Annotated in this window: 15 protein-coding genes; 6 read left to right on the forward strand and 9 right to left on the reverse strand. The window is 50.7% G+C overall.

What is annotated here, in order from left to right:
• Nucleotides 1-78: 78 nt before the first annotated feature.
• The 7 genes from ACYVAD_RS06725 to ACYVAD_RS06755 form a co-directional block, all read right to left on the reverse strand.
• The gene (locus ACYVAD_RS06725) at nucleotides 79-1,212 is read right to left on the reverse strand and encodes an aspartate aminotransferase family protein (protein ID WP_461138714.1); all 1,134 of its coding nucleotides are present in this window, start codon (nucleotides 1,210-1,212) and stop codon (nucleotides 79-81) included.
• Between the two features lie 157 nt (nucleotides 1,213-1,369).
• On the reverse strand, nucleotides 1,370-2,089 hold the full coding sequence (locus ACYVAD_RS06730) for an alpha/beta fold hydrolase (protein WP_461138715.1): 720 nt from the start codon (nucleotides 2,087-2,089) through the stop codon (nucleotides 1,370-1,372).
• A 10-nt stretch (nucleotides 2,090-2,099) separates the two neighbouring features.
• A complete protein-coding gene (locus tag ACYVAD_RS06735) occupies nucleotides 2,100-2,714 on the reverse strand; it encodes a hypothetical protein (protein ID WP_461138716.1) in 615 nt (204 codons plus the stop codon).
• 209 nt (nucleotides 2,715-2,923) lie between these two features.
• Complete coding sequence (locus ACYVAD_RS06740; RefSeq protein ID WP_461138717.1) at nucleotides 2,924-3,550, reverse strand: hypothetical protein; 627 nt, start codon at nucleotides 3,548-3,550, stop codon at nucleotides 2,924-2,926.
• A 187-nt stretch (nucleotides 3,551-3,737) separates the two neighbouring features.
• Entirely contained in the window at nucleotides 3,738-4,349 is a 612-nt protein-coding gene (locus tag ACYVAD_RS06745; protein ID WP_461138718.1) for a hypothetical protein, read from the reverse strand.
• 157 nt (nucleotides 4,350-4,506) lie between these two features.
• Nucleotides 4,507-5,739, reverse strand: coding sequence for an ATP-dependent Clp protease ATP-binding subunit ClpX (gene clpX, locus ACYVAD_RS06750; protein ID WP_461138975.1), 1,233 nt, complete (start codon nucleotides 5,737-5,739; stop codon nucleotides 4,507-4,509).
• A gap of 286 nt (nucleotides 5,740-6,025) precedes the next feature.
• Nucleotides 6,026-6,706: a ClpP family protease gene (locus ACYVAD_RS06755; RefSeq protein ID WP_461138976.1), complete on the reverse strand. Its 681-nt coding sequence runs from the start codon at nucleotides 6,704-6,706 to the stop codon at nucleotides 6,026-6,028.
• A gap of 134 nt (nucleotides 6,707-6,840) precedes the next feature.
• Here ACYVAD_RS06755 and ACYVAD_RS06760 point away from each other — a divergent pair, with 134 nt between their 5' ends.
• Genes ACYVAD_RS06760 through ACYVAD_RS06775 form a run of 4 tightly spaced genes read left to right on the forward strand, consistent with a single transcriptional unit; the run spans nucleotide 6,841 to nucleotide 10,137 of the window.
• Nucleotides 6,841-7,254: a helix-turn-helix domain-containing protein gene (locus ACYVAD_RS06760; protein ID WP_461138719.1), complete on the forward strand. Its 414-nt coding sequence runs from the start codon at nucleotides 6,841-6,843 to the stop codon at nucleotides 7,252-7,254.
• Between the two features lie 53 nt (nucleotides 7,255-7,307).
• Complete coding sequence (locus ACYVAD_RS06765) at nucleotides 7,308-8,426, forward strand: AAA family ATPase (protein WP_461138720.1); 1,119 nt, start codon at nucleotides 7,308-7,310, stop codon at nucleotides 8,424-8,426.
• Nucleotides 8,423-9,067: a DUF3226 domain-containing protein gene (locus tag ACYVAD_RS06770; RefSeq protein WP_461138721.1), complete on the forward strand. Its 645-nt coding sequence runs from the start codon at nucleotides 8,423-8,425 to the stop codon at nucleotides 9,065-9,067. The genes ACYVAD_RS06765 and ACYVAD_RS06770 overlap by 4 nt, the downstream gene beginning before the upstream one ends.
• On the forward strand, nucleotides 9,067-10,137 hold the full coding sequence (locus ACYVAD_RS06775) for a M42 family metallopeptidase (protein WP_461138722.1): 1,071 nt from the start codon (nucleotides 9,067-9,069) through the stop codon (nucleotides 10,135-10,137). The genes ACYVAD_RS06770 and ACYVAD_RS06775 overlap by 1 nt, the downstream gene beginning before the upstream one ends.
• A 268-nt stretch (nucleotides 10,138-10,405) precedes the next feature.
• Here ACYVAD_RS06775 and ACYVAD_RS06780 read toward each other — a convergent pair whose 3' ends face one another.
• Together ACYVAD_RS06780 and ACYVAD_RS06785 are read right to left on the reverse strand one after the other, a co-directional pair.
• Nucleotides 10,406-13,375, reverse strand: a complete 2,970-nt coding sequence (locus tag ACYVAD_RS06780; RefSeq protein ID WP_461138723.1) for an outer membrane beta-barrel protein — start codon at nucleotides 13,373-13,375, stop codon at nucleotides 10,406-10,408.
• 4 nt (nucleotides 13,376-13,379) lie between these two features.
• Nucleotides 13,380-14,249, reverse strand: a complete 870-nt coding sequence (locus ACYVAD_RS06785; RefSeq protein WP_461138724.1) for a GLPGLI family protein — start codon at nucleotides 14,247-14,249, stop codon at nucleotides 13,380-13,382.
• Nucleotides 14,250-14,469: 220 nt separating this feature from the next.
• Between ACYVAD_RS06785 and ACYVAD_RS06790 the strand changes: the two genes are divergently transcribed.
• Together ACYVAD_RS06790 and ACYVAD_RS06795 are read left to right on the forward strand one after the other, a co-directional pair.
• On the forward strand, nucleotides 14,470-15,051 hold the full coding sequence (locus ACYVAD_RS06790) for a Uma2 family endonuclease (protein WP_461138725.1): 582 nt from the start codon (nucleotides 14,470-14,472) through the stop codon (nucleotides 15,049-15,051).
• Nucleotides 15,052-16,071, forward strand: a complete 1,020-nt coding sequence (locus tag ACYVAD_RS06795; protein WP_461138726.1) for an AraC family transcriptional regulator — start codon at nucleotides 15,052-15,054, stop codon at nucleotides 16,069-16,071.
• The last annotated feature ends 52 nt before the right edge of the window (nucleotides 16,072-16,123 follow it).

Here is a 16,123-nt window from a genome sequence, read left to right on the forward strand (position 1 = left end):
GGGGGCCGCTCAATTTTATCATTCCTCCAGATGACTAAGTGCCCCGGTCGGAATGATAAAAACGGCACTTTACGTTGCTTAAACGGTTGCGCTCACTTCTTTGCGCAGCGCTTCCAGAAACAGATCGGCCTCGTCGATACCGAGCGCCAGTGATGGTAGCAACCGGATCGTATTTTTTCCCGCTACGCCGGTGAATTGCTTGTGCTCAAACAACAACGTTTTACGTAGGGTATCGACCGGAAAGTCGTACTCGATTCCGATCATCAGACCGCGACCGCGCAGTTCTTTGTAGCCGCCAATCTGCCGGATACCGTCCAACAAGTAATTGCCGACACGCACCGCGTTTTCTAGCAGCCCTTCGTCGTTCATGATGTCGAGCACGGCAATACCAGCCGTGCAGGCCAGGTGATTACCGCCAAACGTTGTGCCGAGCAGGCCATAACTGGCTTTGAATTTGGGCGAGATCAAAATGCCACCAATCGGGAAACCATTACCCATGCCCTTCGCCATCGAAACAATATCAGCCTCGATGCCACTGAATTGATAGGCAAAGAATTTACCCGCCCGGCCGTAACCGCACTGCACTTCATCCAAAATGAGAACCGCGCCGGTTTCGTCGCACCGCTTGCGGATCGCCTGAAGGAATTCACTAGTAGCAACCTGAATCCCCCCAACGCCCTGAATACTTTCAATGATAACCGCGCAGGTCTGATCGGTGATACCAGCCACAGCCGCTGCTACGTCATTATAAGGCAGAAATTTGACGTGCTTATTATAGTTAACGGGGGCTACGATAGCCAGGTTGTCCGTAGCGGCCACCGCTCCCGCCGTCCGGCCATGGAATGCTTTCGTGAATGCGACAACCTCTGTCCGGTCGTTATGAAATGACGCCAGTTTCAATGCGTTCTCATTGGCTTCTGCGCCAGAGTTGCAGAGAAACAACGCATAGTCCGAAAGACCTGACAAGGCCCCTAATTTGTCGGCGAGTTCCTGCTGTTGCGGGATCTGTACCGAGTTGGAGTAAAACGAAATCTTATTCAGCTGATCGGTTAACGCCCGGACGTAACGAGGGTGCGTGTGCCCCACCGAAATAACGGCGTGACCGCCATACAGATCCAGATACCGGGTACCGTTAACATCCCAGAGGTAGCTGCCCTGCGCACGCACGGGCTCGATGTCATACAGCGGATAAACGTTAAATAGCTCAGCCATTATCAGCAGATTATAGAGGTAATCGCTCCGGAACGACCTGTTTCGGAACAGAGGGATAAACTAGTGTGCAAGTTTACGGATAATCCGCGTTGCATGGGGGTATTATTACACAAAAAGGAGCCTACAGACTCCTTCTCGCTGTTATTTAGTGCTTATCTTACAGTCGATCAAGGAACGACAATAATACGTTTACCGACTCTTTCGGCCGCTCAATCATACTCAGATGCCCGGCCTGATCAATAAGCGCTACATCGATCTGATCGGACAGATCGGCCAGTTGCCGTGTTTGCTCGTACGGAATCAGCTGATCGTCCTTCCCCAACACTAATCGCATGGGTATAGTAGCCTCCCGCAACACGTGCGTCCGGTCCGGGCGACCCATTATAGCTCCCATGCCCACAGCCAGCGCATCGGCAGGCAGCGTTCGATAGGAAGCAACGAGTTGCTTCACTTTGTCGGAAGGAAAAGCGGGCGACACCATTTTGGGCAATTGCCGCTCAATAAACGGAGTACTTCCCTGCGCTCTCAGTTCTTCGATCGTTTTTTGCCGCTGTTCCCGTCGCTCAGGGGTGTCGGCGGTGGCCGTAGAATGGTACAAGACCAAACCCGCTACCAATGCTGGGTAGCGCTCTGTAAAAGCCAGTGCGATGTAGCCACCCATAGAATGACCAACCAGCACAACCCGCTTGGCCTGCACGTTGCGTAGGTAATTAGCCAGTTCTTCGGCGTATCCCTCAATCGTCGTGCGGGTCGTCGACCGGGAGAAGTCAGGTTTGAGCACAGGCATGGCCGATACTAAATCGGCGTCGATGCTATTCCAAATGGAAGCATCGACGCCGTGACCATGAATGAGCACCAGAGTTAGCGGCTCCTTCATACGTTGTTTATTACGCTAACAGGTCCAGTAGAATCAGTACTAAACCGACAACGAGTGCGATACCACCGATTACGGCACCGGCCGTGTTACCAATGAGTAACAACAGCAGACCAGCGACCGCTACGATCACACCGATCGTCAGCATTGATCTTGCCATCGTTTTGGTTGGGCTCTCGGGAGCCAGTTTATTTTTCACCTGCTTGTCCAGGCGTTTTGCCACCATACGCTCAACGAGACCAGCTTTTTTAGCCGAAGCCGTTGTAGCTAATTTCTGAGCCGATACGCTATTGAGCATCGTTTTTACGCGCTCCATTCGCTTTGTCAGCTTCTTATTCGAAGCCAGTTTATTGTCGTTGCGCACATAAGCCTCCACTTCGTTCATGGTCGTTTTTGCCTGAACGAGTTGGGCTTCGGCCTCAGCGACTGTTGCTTCTGATGGGACTACAGCGGGCGTTTCGGCCACGCCTACTTCCGGTGCGGCTTCAGTCACTGGAGTTACCGTCGCTACGTTAGTTTTGTAGTGGTCAACGGGTCCCCGTTGAAAGTAAGCTACTGGACGGCTACAGGAAGCCATGACCATCAGACCCAGCAGGGCGGCACACGCTTGTTTGGAGAATGTCTGCATAATAATACAGGTTGAAAATTTAGTTGAGTTTTATCCCAGAAACCCCATACAGTTGCCTTTGTTAGGCAATACATGAAAAAAGTACCGAAAACTTCGTGTATTCTCTTTACTTCAAAGCCTTACAAGTTCGATCAGGTTGATACGAAAAAAGCACTGGTATGACCGTCGGGCCATTACCAGTGCTTCTTCTTTCTCAGTTCTGCTATCGCTTACGATTCCAGAACGCCCAGCAGGATCAGAACGATACCGACTACCAGCAGAACCAGACCGATAATACCAATCGGACCACCAAAAATCAGACTCAGAATCAGACCGATGGCGCCAATGATGATACCGTTCCGTACGTTACGGCTCATTACTTTAGCTTCTTCTGGAGCAACGTGGTTTTTGATTTTCTTGTCCAGCTTCTTCATCACCATCCGCTCAGCGAACGACATTTTCTTAGCCGTAGTAGCGTTGGTCGCTACAGAGGCCTTCGTTCCGGCGTTGGCCAGCATTTCGTTAGCCCGTGCAATACGTTTCGTCAATTTTTTGTTTGACGCTAGTTTGCTGTCGTTGCGAACGTAGGCTTCAACCTGGCTCATAGCGGCTTTAGCCTGGGCTACCTGAACCGCTGGCGTTACTGCTGCTTCCGGTGTCGTCGCTGCTACTTCAGCTACTACAGGTTGCTCTGCTTCAACCGACGGTGCAGCGACTGTAGCGGCTACACTTTCCGTTTTTTGAGTGTGGAACCGCTCAGCCTGTGATGGCTGAAAATAGGCAACAGGACGGCTGCATGAGGTAAAAACGGCTACACCCAACAGTGCTGCGCAAATTTGCTTGGAGATGGTGTTCATAAAGGGGGGATTTTTAAATGAAGAAATTGGTTACCACTGTCAACAACTCAAACCGTACCTGTTTGTTGGATAGCAGTCGCAAATATTTTGTTATGTACAGATAAAATGACCGAGCGTTCAACAAATAAAGCCCGTGCTACTAGGTCAAATCAGGGTTTGAACGTAGCAGCACAGGTTCATTACAGGCTTACAGTAGACCAACCAATAGCAGGATTGCACCGACAATGAGCAATACCAGACCGATAGTAGCCGCTGAGCCGGTGGTCAACAACAGCAACAGTAAGCCAATCAGCACAAGTACGGCACCTGCAGACAGCGTTCCTACGCTCAACATGGCTTTTTCCGGGTTTTGAGGAGCCAGCTGTTTGTTGATCTTTTTATTCATTTTCTTCATCATCAGCCGCTCCATTAGGTTGGCTTTCTGAGTCGACTTTACGTCGGTTGGCGCAGCGGTTGACGCTTTGGCTGTAGCAGCAGCCATCATTGTCCGAACGCGACTCAGACGTTTCTGTACCTTTTTGTCAGAGGCTAGTGCGGCATTTTTGTTGACCGATGCTTCTAATTGGTCGACGGCGGCATTAGCCTGGGCTACTTGCTGGGCGGTTGCAGGAGCTTCTGCAACGGCGGTAACCTCAGTTACGTTAACAGCAGCCGGAGCGGGCGTAGCTTGTGCAACAGTGGTGGTTGGGGCGAAATGCTCACGCGAGCTTTTCTGAAAGTAAGCTACTGGACGGCTGCACGAAGCGAAAAAGGTCGTCATCAGCAGACCAGCAACCAGAACGTTTGTACTGTTTTTCATAAAATCAGTCGATTATAAATAGAACATACGATTGTCGATGGTGTAAACAGGACCTTACTGCGTTTGTTAGTCAATTCGCCTAAAAATCTACGTTATCAAACAAAGAAGCCCGGTTTTTGACAAAACCGGGCTTCTTTGTTTGCTGCATAAAGCGTGTTCAGGCAACGGATCGCAGTTGAAAGGAACTTGCTTTGCCAAATTTCTCCCGGGCGTATTCCAGGCTAACGACTAGCTCTTTTACACCCACCTGCGATGGAATCTCGAACATGGCATCGGTAATAATCGATTCGCAGATTGACCGTAATCCGCGCGCTCCCAAGCCATATGACAAAGCCTGATCAACAATATAATTCAACGCGCTGGTGTCCCAGTGGAGCGTTACGCCTTCCATCTGGAACAGCTTGTCGTACTGCTTCGTAATGGCGTTTTTGGGCTCGGTCAGAATTTTCATCAGAGCTTCTTTGTCCAGCGGCTCCAGATGCGTCAGAACGGGCAATCGGCCGATTAACTCCGGAATCAGTCCGAACGATTTGAGATCCAATGCCGAGATGTACCGCATCAAATGCTCTTTCTCCAGACTATCATTCAACTGACGATCGCCGGAGAAGCCAATGGGACGAGTATTCATCCGCTTGGCGATGTGCCGGTCAACGCCATCAAACGCACCACCGCAGATAAACAGAATATTTTCGGTATTGATCGAAATCAACCGCTGATCTGGATGCTTACGTCCGCCCTGGGGTGGTACGTTCACCACCGATCCCTCCAGCAGTTTCAGCAAGGCCTGCTGAACGCCTTCGCCACTAACATCGCGCGTAATGCTGGGATTATCAGCCTTCCGGGCTATTTTGTCGATCTCGTCAATATAAACGATACCCCGCTCGGCAGCTTCAACATTGTAGTCAGCCGCCTGTAAAAGTCGGGTCAGGATTGTTTCCACATCTTCTCCTACGTACCCGGCTTCAGTAATAACCGTCGCATCAGCAATGCAGAAAGGAACCTCCAGGATTTTGGCAATAGACCGGGCCAGGTACGTTTTTCCCGTACCCGTCTCCCCTACCATGATGATGTTCGATTTTTCAATCGTTACGTCATCCTCGGTTTTGGTCTGCATCAGCCGTTTGTAATGGTTGTAGACCGCTACCGTAATGGTTTTCTTCGCTTCATCCTGACCAATTACGTACTGGTCGAGGTGGCGCTTCATATCGACAGGCTTGATGAGCTTGATGTCGACCGGAGCCGAGTCGTTTTTTTGCGGACGCATTTCATCCATCACCACCTGGTGACCCTGCTCAATGCAGTGATTGCAGATGTGCGCGTCGATTCCCGACAGGAGCAGCATCACCTCATTCTTACGTCGTCCGCAGAACGAGCAACTGATTTGTGGCATGTAGGTTTGCAGTGTAATTAAGCGGGTTATTGGCGACAGCGACCTAGCGGTCAGCATCACCGTTGGTTAACGGATCGTGTACTGGCTTTGTTGACCCAAACAGAAATAATCTGGGTCATTTGTGAGGTTCTTGTCCCCCAGCCTTAACAAATTTATCATTCGGCAGGGAGTTCGCCAAACAGTAGACGCGCCTTCAGCGACGCAATTGAGTAATGGGCATAAAAAAACGCGAAGGCAGTGAACCTTCGCGTTTCGTTACTATGTCAGTGATGTATTGCTAGATTGATTAAGCTAGCTTTTCCCGACGCAGCACTTCGTCAATCAGACCGTATTCTTTCGCTTCTTCGGCCCGCATCCATTTGTCACGGTCCGAATCTTTCTCGATCTCCTCAACGGTTTTACCGGAGTGAGCAGCCAGGATTTCGTACAATTCAACGCGCAGTTTCACAATCTCACGGGCGGTGATCTCGATATCAACCGACTGACCCTGTGCGCCACCCGAAGGCTGGTGAATCATAACGCGGGCGTGAGGAAGTGCCGACCGTTTGCCAGGAGCACCACCGGCCAGCAGGACAGCTCCCATCGAAGCCGCCAGACTGGTGCAGACCGTTGCCACGTCCGGACGAACGTACTGCATGGTGTCGTAAATACCCAGACCCGCATACACTGAACCACCGGGGCTGTTCAGGTACATCAGGATATCTTTACGTGGATCGGCTGATTCCAGGAACAGCAGCTGCGCCACGATGATGTTAGCGATATTGTCATCCACGGGTAGCCCCATGAAAATAATCCGGTCGGCCATCAGACGCGAGAACACGTCAACTTCCCGGAAATTCATCGGCCGTTCCTCAATTACCGACCGGGTCATGTTTTCAACCGTGTGGTTCATGTAGCCATCGACGGTCAGGCCGTTCAGGCCCATATGGTGTACAGCGTACTTGCGAAATTCTTTTTCGTAATTCATCATTGGGTTTACTCTTTAGTTAGCAAACGAATAACGCTTGGTGTAAGTTTCGAGAATCCTTTCGTCACAAAATTGCGTTATCCTCCCGAAAAACCTTGTCGGTTCTGGTTTAGATTTTATCGAATTTACTTGATATGAAGACATCCATTGCAGAAAAAATACGCCTGAATCGACTACAGCGCGGCTTATCACAGGAAAATATGGCTTCGCTGCTCCACCTGTCCACCACCGCCTATGGTGATATTGAACGGGGCAAAACCGATCTTACCATCGCCCGGCTCACCCAGATTGTCGACGCGCTGAACATTTCGCTGCTAATCCTGCTGACGGACGAGGCCATTCCCGCGCAGGTCATTGATGAGAAGGCCATCGACGTCACCAATCATGAGCTTGAAACGCTGCGGCTGGTCAACGAGAAGCAGCAAATCGAGCTGGATAAACTTCATCTGGAAGCCGAGTACTGGAAACGGAAGTACGACGAGCGGATAGCGTTCGAACTGGCCCGCGCCATGGGTGTCGAACAGAAACGGGAGCGAATTGGGTTTTAGAACGATTATTGTCGCTACTCCTTACATTTGCCTATACAGCACCGTATGTAACTATGGAAAAGCAGCATCTCACCTATTTCAAGATTGAGAACTTTAAGAGATTCGACTCATTCGAGATGAACAATCTGGGACAGTTCAACTTGATCGTGGGTGATAATAACGTGGGGAAGACGTCGGTGCTGGAAGCGTTGACGTTTGATGTAGATGCTACAAGATTATTGACAAATTTTTGGACAACAATTTCATCCAGAGGGAACTACCAATTCCAGAAGAAAAAGCCAGATTTCAACGACATACTACAAACTCGATTCTGGGAGTCTATTTTCAAACGCCCTGATTTACCGATAAAAATTAGCATCAATGCAATTGACAAGTTCAGCCTAGTTATTGAATTGAGACCAAATCTAGATCTAGTTGACACAGAAAAAGAAATCGTCAATAGAGCAATTACACCTATTATTCCTAGTTATTGGCTAAAAGTGTCCTACATGAATGATGCTAATCAGTGGGTGCATAGGCAAATGATACCTGCTTATTTTGAAGGTTCCGACCCAAACATAACGTCTGCTTTTGTCGGCTCATATATTCCATACATACCATCGAACCTAAATTATGACTTTGACTTACTGAATATTTACTATCTATACGTAAACCCAAACAAGGAATCAAGGCGAGAAATTGAAAATAACTTAAAATTATTTATAAGTAACTTAGAAGAATTACGTCCTCATAAACTCTCGCCCAACCAAGAAGTACTTGGAGTATCATTACTAAATAGTAACTCTATCTTACCACTTCCCTACTTTGGAGAAGGGACGGTGAAATATACTCGGTTTCTTCTAGAAATATTTCTTGCTCAAGATCAACGTCTCATGATAGACGAAATTGGCTCCGGTATTCACTTCACGCGATTAAAAGAGTACTGGAAAGTCATTATTCGTCTATGTGCTAAGTACAATGTCCAGCTTTTTGCTACGACACATAGTCTTGAATGTCAGCAAGCATTTATTGAAGCGTTGGAAGAGCCCGAAATGCAACAGTATCAAGAAGATGCCCGAAATATTTCAGTTATAGAAAATAAGCGTGGGGAAGTAAAAGCGGTTACGTACGATTTTGAACAATTTGAGTACGCTTTGAATATAGGCTTCAATACACGAGGTGGAAAAGCATGAGTAACGTACAGATTTTTGTTGAAGGCGTTACCGATCAGAAATTCCTGCAAGACGTAATTGAAGAATGGTACGACATTAGGCTAGCATTAGGTAAGTGGGACAAGCCGGGCGGAGACATCATCTCTTTGGATGGCAAAACGGCTTTCGACTCACCCGGAAAAACGAATAAACTGATTCCAGTTTTTCAACAACTATCAGCTCAAGACATAACAGCTATTGTTATTTTCGACGCAGATGAGCCTTTTTCGGTTAACAGGGACAAATTAGAAGCCCACAGTAAAAAGCTGAATTTTTCTTATTTCTTACTTCCTGACAATCATCGAGACGGTGAGATAGAGACTTTACTTGAGGAGATTGTCTGCCCAGACAATCAAGTCATCTTTGATTGCTGGTCGTCCTTCGAAGCTTGCCTAAGTGGTCACAAGACGACCAATACAGATTCAGGGGCTTTCACCACACCTGCTAACAAGACTAAGATTTATGCTTACGTAGAGACCTTAGTTGGAACGAGTGATTCAGAAAAAGAAAAGATAAAAGATCGCAATCGCGATTACCGAAATAAAAAACACTGGAATCTCGATCCAAATCACCAGCCCCTTAGACCACTCAAAAAATTTTTAGACCAATTTTTCACTCCGTAATGAACGAACAGAGTAAACAGTTTTTGTACCAGTACCTCAACAATGCCTCCCCGACCGGATTTGAATCATCGGGGCAGCAGATCTGGCTGGATTACCTCAAACCTTACATTGACGAATACATTGTCGATACGTACGGCACCGCAGTCGGTGTTATCAAAGGCTCATCGAATTACAAAGTTGTAATCGAAGCCCACTCCGATGAGATTTCGTGGTTCGTGAACTATATCTCCGACGATGGCTACCTGTTCGTTCGCCGGAATGGTGGTTCCGATGCGGTGATTGCGCCGTCGATGCGGGTCAATCTGCACACGAAGAAAGGCGTTGTCGAAGGCGTTTTCGGCTGGCCCGCCATTCACGTCCGCGATCTGGCGAAAGACGTTGCTCCCAAGGTAACTGACCTGTTCATCGACGTGGGCGCGGCTACCAAACAGGAAGTTCTGGATATGGGGATTCATGTCGGTACTGTCTGCACGTTTACGGACGGTCTGATGGAGATGAACAACCGTTATTACGTGGGTCGCGCACTCGACAACCGCATGGGTGGGTTTATGATTGCGGAAGTGGCCCGGCTGCTGAAAGAGAACAACGTAACGCTGCCATTTACGCTGTACGTTGTCAACGCCGTACAGGAAGAAATTGGCCTGCGCGGAGCCGAGATGATTGCCCGGCGGCTCAAACCTGATCTGGCGATCTGTACCGACGTAACGCACGATACGCAGTCGCCGAAGTACGACAAAAAGGAACAGGGCGATCTGAAATGCGGAGACGGACCGGTATTATGCTACGGTCCTGCGGTACAGAACAACGTGCTCGATTTCCTCATCAACGTAGCCGAGACGAAAGGTATCGCGTTCCAGCGGCAGGCCGTGAGCCGGTCGACCGGTACGGATACGGACGCTTTTGCCTACGCTACCGAAGGCGTCGCGTCAGCGTTGATTTCGCTGCCGCTGAAATACATGCACACCACCGTCGAAACGGTGCATATGGACGATGTACAGAACGTCATCAAGCTCATGTACGAAACGCTGCTGGCGCTGCAAGGCAACGAAGATTTTCGGTATATCAAGTAGTTGACAATAACCAAATTGCTATTTTTCAGCCCGGTAACCTTGCCTAGGGTTACCGGGCTGTTTTCGTTATTTCCTCCACGGCCAACCATGACCAAGCTTTTCGTTCTCTTGCTCTTTCCAGCCGTGCTGCTGGCGCAACAAGCCCCCGACTTCTCGGTTCGTATTAGCGAGCAGCCACGGACATCGAGCAATTGATAAACAGATAAACCGCCTTACCGATCTCGTTCAGAAACGATCAATAAGGTGGTCGGTATTCATCAATGCTTACTTATCCGTTCCGGCGAAAGCCACCACCTTGTCCACCCGATCCGCGGTTGCCCCGGTCCCGTTGCTGGAACGGATCGCTGGGGGGCGTAACACCCGCCCCGAACCGGCGTAGGTTATACACGAAGCTAACCATAAAGTAGCGGTTCAGCACCCGGCTCCGTACTTCTTCGGTATACGTATCGGTTACGTTCCGCACGATGCTCTGATTCTGGTTCAGCAAGTCGAACGCCTGCAAGCGTAGTTCGCCCTGTTTCTGCTTAAACAACTGCTTCGCCAACGTAGCGTTCCAAAGGGTGTACGATTGATTAAAGTTAGCCGAGCTGCCGCCGTAGTGGTTGTAGTACACATCCGTCGAGAAGGTAAATCCGCCCGGCAGCTGATAAAACATATCCAGCGTAACGGTCTGGTTCAGGAAGGTCGTGTTCTGCTGGGGTTGCAGTGAGTAGCGCGCCGTCTGCCAGTTAATGTTCCCGGAAAGATTCAGATCCAGTTTCTCCGAAAAGTTAGAGCTCAGCCGAATCCCCTGCCCTACCAGCCAGTTTTTGGCCTGGTTCGACCGGTTGTTCACAAAACTTGTCCCCTGATTATACGTCAGGTTCGTATTCAGGTTGATGTTCGTCTTTTGCGTACCGATTTGCACCGGCTGTCCCAGCACGAACGAGCCATTAACGGTATAATAACCATCCGTATTAACCGGCGTGGTTATTTGCGCTCCGTTAGCCGAGAATTCCGTCGAGTTGACAATCTTGTTATTGGTCCGGCTGGCGTTGATGAATACGAACATATTCCGGAACGTAGCCGAGTTGAACCGGTTAAAGTTCAGGTTAATACTGTGGCTGTATTCGGGTTGCAATGCCGGATTACCGTTCCGGATGTTCAGTGGGTTGGTATTGTCCGGCACCGGCTGTAGCTGCGTCACCGATGGCGCGTTGATGCGGGTACGGTAGTTGATACGTAGCGTTCGCTGCTTGCCGAAGTTGTACGTGAAAAGCGCGTTCGGCAGGATATTCTTGAACGTCCGGTTGATCCGAATCTCCCGGCTCAGGTTATCCGAGTTCAGGCTGGATTGCTGCGCATCGACGCCAAACGCGTAGTTATACTTCAGCCGTCGGGTTTGCCAGGTTAGGCCGCCCCGGTTGGTGACGAAATCGTTGATAAAATTATTCGTCAACTGCGTGTTCACCCGGTCGTACTGATTCGTCTCCGCGTTGAAATCATTGACAATTCGGTTCGACGTATTGTGGTTGTTCGACAGATTGTAGTGAAACTCCAGCGTCTGGCGCATCGACAGGGGCTCGGTGTAGCTCACGTTGATCGCGTTCGTCATCGAGTTTGTTACCTGGTCGTTCCGCTGATTGATCGTCTGCGTAATAACGCCTGTCAGCGAATCGCGGGTAATGATGCCCGAAGTCAGGCTGGTCGATGAACCGTTGAATTGATTCAGTGCCCGGTTGATGCCATTGTTGTTCTGGTCGTTCATCGCGATGTTCCAGTTCACCGAGAATGTCCGCCCTTTCTTTCTGAACTTCCGCAGAAACAGCAACGAATTATTCCCGTTAAATCCGTTCCCGTTCGAGTTGTAATTCGTCTGGCTGGAGTTAGCCAGCACGCCCTCATTCGTCAGCGTCTGGGTGGAACTCTGATTCATATAGCTGGAGTTCAGCCACGACAGGTTCGGGATAACCCGCAGGGTCGTCAGCGAGTCAATTCGGTAGTCGAGCCGGAGGTTCACCCGATGGTTGGTATTGGTATTATCCGAGCCGTTCGTCTGGTCGCGAATGAAACCGGCATCCGACCGCGTCGTTGACCCCGCCGTTCCACTGGGTATTACGTTCTCGCGGTGGCTCTGCTGGTTAGTGAGCGTATTGGTGTTGCTAACGTTATAGCTGCTCACAACGTCTACTTTCTTGCCCCAGCCGTCGCGGTAATTAATCCCTCCTGCCCAGGACGACGTAATAGCGTTGCTCCCTACCTGACCGGCCCCATTGCCGCCACCGCCATTCGCACCACCCCGTATTAGGTTACTGCCACCGCCACCACCCTGACCCTGACCAGCACCGCCAAAATTACCGCCCAGGCCTAAATCCTGAGCCGTAAATCCCTGCTGGTTGATGTTGTTCGCCATGCCCAGCACCGAAATCTGCCGTCCATCGTTGAACTGGTTCAGACTAACACGTCCGGAGTAGCGAGCATCCGATCCGTCAATCCGGTCACCGGCTTGCGGTCCAGCTCCGACAGTCTGCTGCCCGAACGACCCTTTACGCTTATCGCGTTTGGTGGTAATGTTGATGGTTTTCTCCCGGTCGCCATCATCCACGCCCGAGAAAGCCGACTGCTCCGACGACTGGTCGAATAGTTGTACTTTGTCGATAATGTCGGCGGGCAGGTTTCGGGTAGCCATTTTGGCGTCGTTGCCGAAGAACGGTTTGCCGTCGACCAATACTTTAGTCACGGATTGGCCCTGTGCCTTTACGTTACCGTCGCGGTCGACTTCAACACCCGGTAGCTTTTTAAGCAGTTCCTCCACCTGCGCATTCGGCCGGGTTTTGAACGAGCCCGCGTTAAATTCCAGCGTATCGCCCTTAACGGCGATGGGTGCCCGCTCTCCCTGTACCGATACTTCAGTCAGCGTCTGCGACTGACCAACCAGATCAATAGTGCCCGTGTTGGCCGTTAGATCGTTAGCCGAAAGCGAGACCCGGCGGGACCGGCTTTGGTAACCCAGATACGTAATCAGTACCCGGTACTGCCCCACCGCTACTTTAGGAAACGTAAATTTTCCGTCTCCATCCGTGATCCCGAAGTTGACCAGCGACGAATCACGCGCCGACAACAACGAAACCGATGCTTCCATCAGTGGCTTGCGGGTTAGCGAGTCGACGACGGCCCCACTGATCGAGCCGGTTTGTGCCTGCGCTCCCATTGCGCAGCACACCAGTAAACATCCTAGAATAAACGTTAGCAGCCGCATACACTTAGTTTCTACCAGATCCGTTGAACGGCATATTCTGCATCATCCGCTGCCGGAAATCGGCCATGGCTTTCCGACGAAGTTGTTCCATTTCTTCCGGTGAAACCGTTTTTGCGTCCTTAGGCGGCAGAATCGACGCATCAGCTACTGCTTCCATTGAGACGTTGGTCGCCTTGTACGATTCGTTATCTGATTCGATCAGCAGCACCACGCCTTTGGGGGGCGTCAGATCGGCGACGGGGGAATACGTAAACGGCAGATCGGTGGTATACCAGATCGTGTAGGGCATTTTGCGGTGCGTAGCCGTTGCTTTGTGGCACACATAGCCCGCTATTTTCTTGGTCTTGTCGCTGTCTTTCCAGTCGGTTACGGCCGGCAGTGGTTTCGCCGTCATGTACGTCTGGGCCGTAGAATCTTTTTTCAACGTCATCACCTCGATACGCTGGCGATTGGCTAGGTCCAGGTACGTTTGCTGTTCCATCGGGAAGCCCCCCATCCGGTTGCGATTTCGATTGCCGCCCTCGTTTCCCCCAGCAGGCGCACCGGCCGGTGGGGCACCAGCTCCTTCAGAGCTACCGGGGCCGCCGTCGCCCATCTGTCGCCGAAACATCATACCCGGTTGCCGATCACGCTCTTCCTTGGCCATGTTACCGGCAAATACCAGCTTTTGCGTAAACGAGATTGTTTCGGGCATGCCTTCCGGCGCATCGGCACTACCGGGGCTCACTTCCCGACCGTTGATGACCATCCGCATCTGCGAACGGTCGATCTGGCGCATGCCTTCGTACGTAATTTTACCGGAAACCGGCGACTGGGCGCACAGCGTTCTGCTAACTAGCCCGATAAGAATAAGGATATAGCTATGGTATCTCATACCGCAAGGAGTGAATTGGTGTGTAAACGTTGCATTTATTTACCAACTCCGCATTAAAATCAGCTGGAATGACCCCAAACATCGGTTAAACACCGTTTTTTTGTGACCAAACGATTTGTCAGAACGCGAAGCGATGGCAAACCACAACAACGTTTCGGGGTTGGTTGTGTCCATAGCCTAATTTTCGGAACTTGCCGAACGAAACAGCCTGCCAGTCACCATGATTACGGATATATCCCAACTTGACCCAACGGGTACCTATACCTATGCGGACTATCTCAAATGGCAATTCGACGAAAGCGTCGAGTTGATCCGGGGTAAACTATATCGGATGTCGCCAGCACCTAGGCGCGCCCATCAACGGGCGGTAAGCCATCTGCTGGTTGACATCAGCTTGTTTCTTGGTACGAATACCTGCGAAATCTACACCGCTCCTTTTGACGTCCGGCTACCTGTCCGAAATGAGCGAAAGCCGAACCAGTTGCATACCGTTGTTCAGCCTGACCTATGCGTGGTTTGCGATCCGGCTAAACTGGACGACGCGGGTTGTCTGGGCGCACCGGACTGGATTATCGAGATTACGTCTCCCCGAACGGCCAAGCAGGATTTTAACGAGAAATACAACCTCTACGAGGAAGCCGGTGTCCGCGAATACTGGATTATCCAACCAAAGGAAAACACCGTAAACGTCTACGTACTCGAAGATGGGCACTATGCACTGGTCGATGTATATGAGTCGGGGGACATTCCCTGTCAGATTTTTCCGAACCTGGTTGTTTCCCACGAACGAATTTTTCGCTAGATGAACGTCTCCCCAACCGACCACTCGCTTTCTGTAGCGTCCATCAATATTGTGCTGTTTGCCGCCCGCCAGCAGGGTGTTGATACTGATGCGATGGTGCAGGCCGTTGGTATCCAGCCCGAGCAGTTGCGCGATCCGGATGGTCGCGTACCAATTCGGCAGATGCAGGCCCTCTGGGGGAAAATTGTTACCCAGACTGGCGACCCGGACCTGGCATTACGGTTAGGCGAACTGATTAATCCGGTGGCGGTAGGCGTACTGGCGTACGTTATGATGCACAGTCCAACGCTTGGACAGGCGTTCGAAAAGCTGTGCCAGTATCAGGACATCGTCTGCGACGGCAGCCGCACGTCGGGAAAGCGGATTGGAAATGAGTTCTGGCTATCTCTACACATTACCAGCCCTGACATTATTTATTCGGATTATGTCTATAATTCCGAATTGTCGATCTACCTGTCGGCCATGCGGGCTATGACGGGATTACCCGTGGTTGCGCAGGAAATTCGATTCGCCTACCCCAGGCCCGCCAGGATCAGTGAGCACGAACGAATTTTCGCCCCGGCCCGACTGGTTTTCGACGCCGATAATACCGTTATGGTTCTCGATGCAGCCCTGCTCGATACGCCTGTGCTGAACGCCAGTCCAAGCCTCTTTGTCATGTTTGATCGCCACGCTGATGATCTGTTACGCAAACTCCAGACGCCTGCGCTCAGCACCCGCGTTCGCACCGAGATTCTTACGTTGATGAAAGGCGAAGAACCAACCCTGACTACCGTCGCCGACCGACTAGCGCTGGGCGTTCGTACGCTGCAACTTCATTTGAAGGACGAAGGCACTACGTATCAGCTACTGTTAGACGAAACCCGTAAAGAACTGGCGATCAAACACCTGCGTGAGCACCAACTTAGTACCACGGACATCGCCTATCTACTAGGATTCACCGAACCCAGCGTCTTTTTCCGGGCGTTCAAAAAATGGACCGGTCAGACGCCGAGCACGTACCGGACTGTGCTGGTCTGACAAACCCCTCAGCGATTAGTTTCGACCAGCAACAGCCAAGCCTCGAACACGA

This window comes from Spirosoma pomorum, assembly GCF_054776615.1.

What these genes read in the sequence shown, in the direction of transcription:
- ACYVAD_RS06725 (WP_461138714.1), bottom strand. Translation starts at nt 1,212, where the DNA reads ATGGCTGAGCTATTTAACGTTTATCCGCTGTATGACATCGAGCCCGTG.
- ACYVAD_RS06730 (WP_461138715.1), bottom strand. Translation starts at nt 2,089, where the DNA reads ATGAAGGAGCCGCTAACTCTGGTGCTCATTCATGGTCACGGCGTCGAT.
- ACYVAD_RS06735 (WP_461138716.1), bottom strand. Translation starts at nt 2,714, where the DNA reads ATGCAGACATTCTCCAAACAAGCGTGTGCCGCCCTGCTGGGTCTGATG.
- ACYVAD_RS06740 (WP_461138717.1), bottom strand. Translation starts at nt 3,550, where the DNA reads ATGAACACCATCTCCAAGCAAATTTGCGCAGCACTGTTGGGTGTAGCC.
- ACYVAD_RS06745 (WP_461138718.1), bottom strand. Translation starts at nt 4,349, where the DNA reads ATGAAAAACAGTACAAACGTTCTGGTTGCTGGTCTGCTGATGACGACC.
- clpX (WP_461138975.1), bottom strand. Translation starts at nt 5,739, where the DNA reads ATGCCACAAATCAGTTGCTCGTTCTGCGGACGACGTAAGAATGAGGTG.
- ACYVAD_RS06755 (WP_461138976.1), bottom strand. Translation starts at nt 6,706, where the DNA reads ATGAATTACGAAAAAGAATTTCGCAAGTACGCTGTACACCATATGGGC.
- ACYVAD_RS06760 (WP_461138719.1), top strand. Translation starts at nt 6,841, where the DNA reads ATGAAGACATCCATTGCAGAAAAAATACGCCTGAATCGACTACAGCGC.
- ACYVAD_RS06765 (WP_461138720.1), top strand. Translation starts at nt 7,308, where the DNA reads ATGGAAAAGCAGCATCTCACCTATTTCAAGATTGAGAACTTTAAGAGA.
- ACYVAD_RS06770 (WP_461138721.1), top strand. Translation starts at nt 8,423, where the DNA reads ATGAGTAACGTACAGATTTTTGTTGAAGGCGTTACCGATCAGAAATTC.
- ACYVAD_RS06775 (WP_461138722.1), top strand. Translation starts at nt 9,067, where the DNA reads ATGAACGAACAGAGTAAACAGTTTTTGTACCAGTACCTCAACAATGCC.
- ACYVAD_RS06780 (WP_461138723.1), bottom strand. Translation starts at nt 13,375, where the DNA reads ATGCGGCTGCTAACGTTTATTCTAGGATGTTTACTGGTGTGCTGCGCA.
- ACYVAD_RS06785 (WP_461138724.1), bottom strand. Translation starts at nt 14,249, where the DNA reads ATGAGATACCATAGCTATATCCTTATTCTTATCGGGCTAGTTAGCAGA.
- ACYVAD_RS06790 (WP_461138725.1), top strand. Translation starts at nt 14,470, where the DNA reads ATGATTACGGATATATCCCAACTTGACCCAACGGGTACCTATACCTAT.
- ACYVAD_RS06795 (WP_461138726.1), top strand. Translation starts at nt 15,052, where the DNA reads ATGAACGTCTCCCCAACCGACCACTCGCTTTCTGTAGCGTCCATCAAT.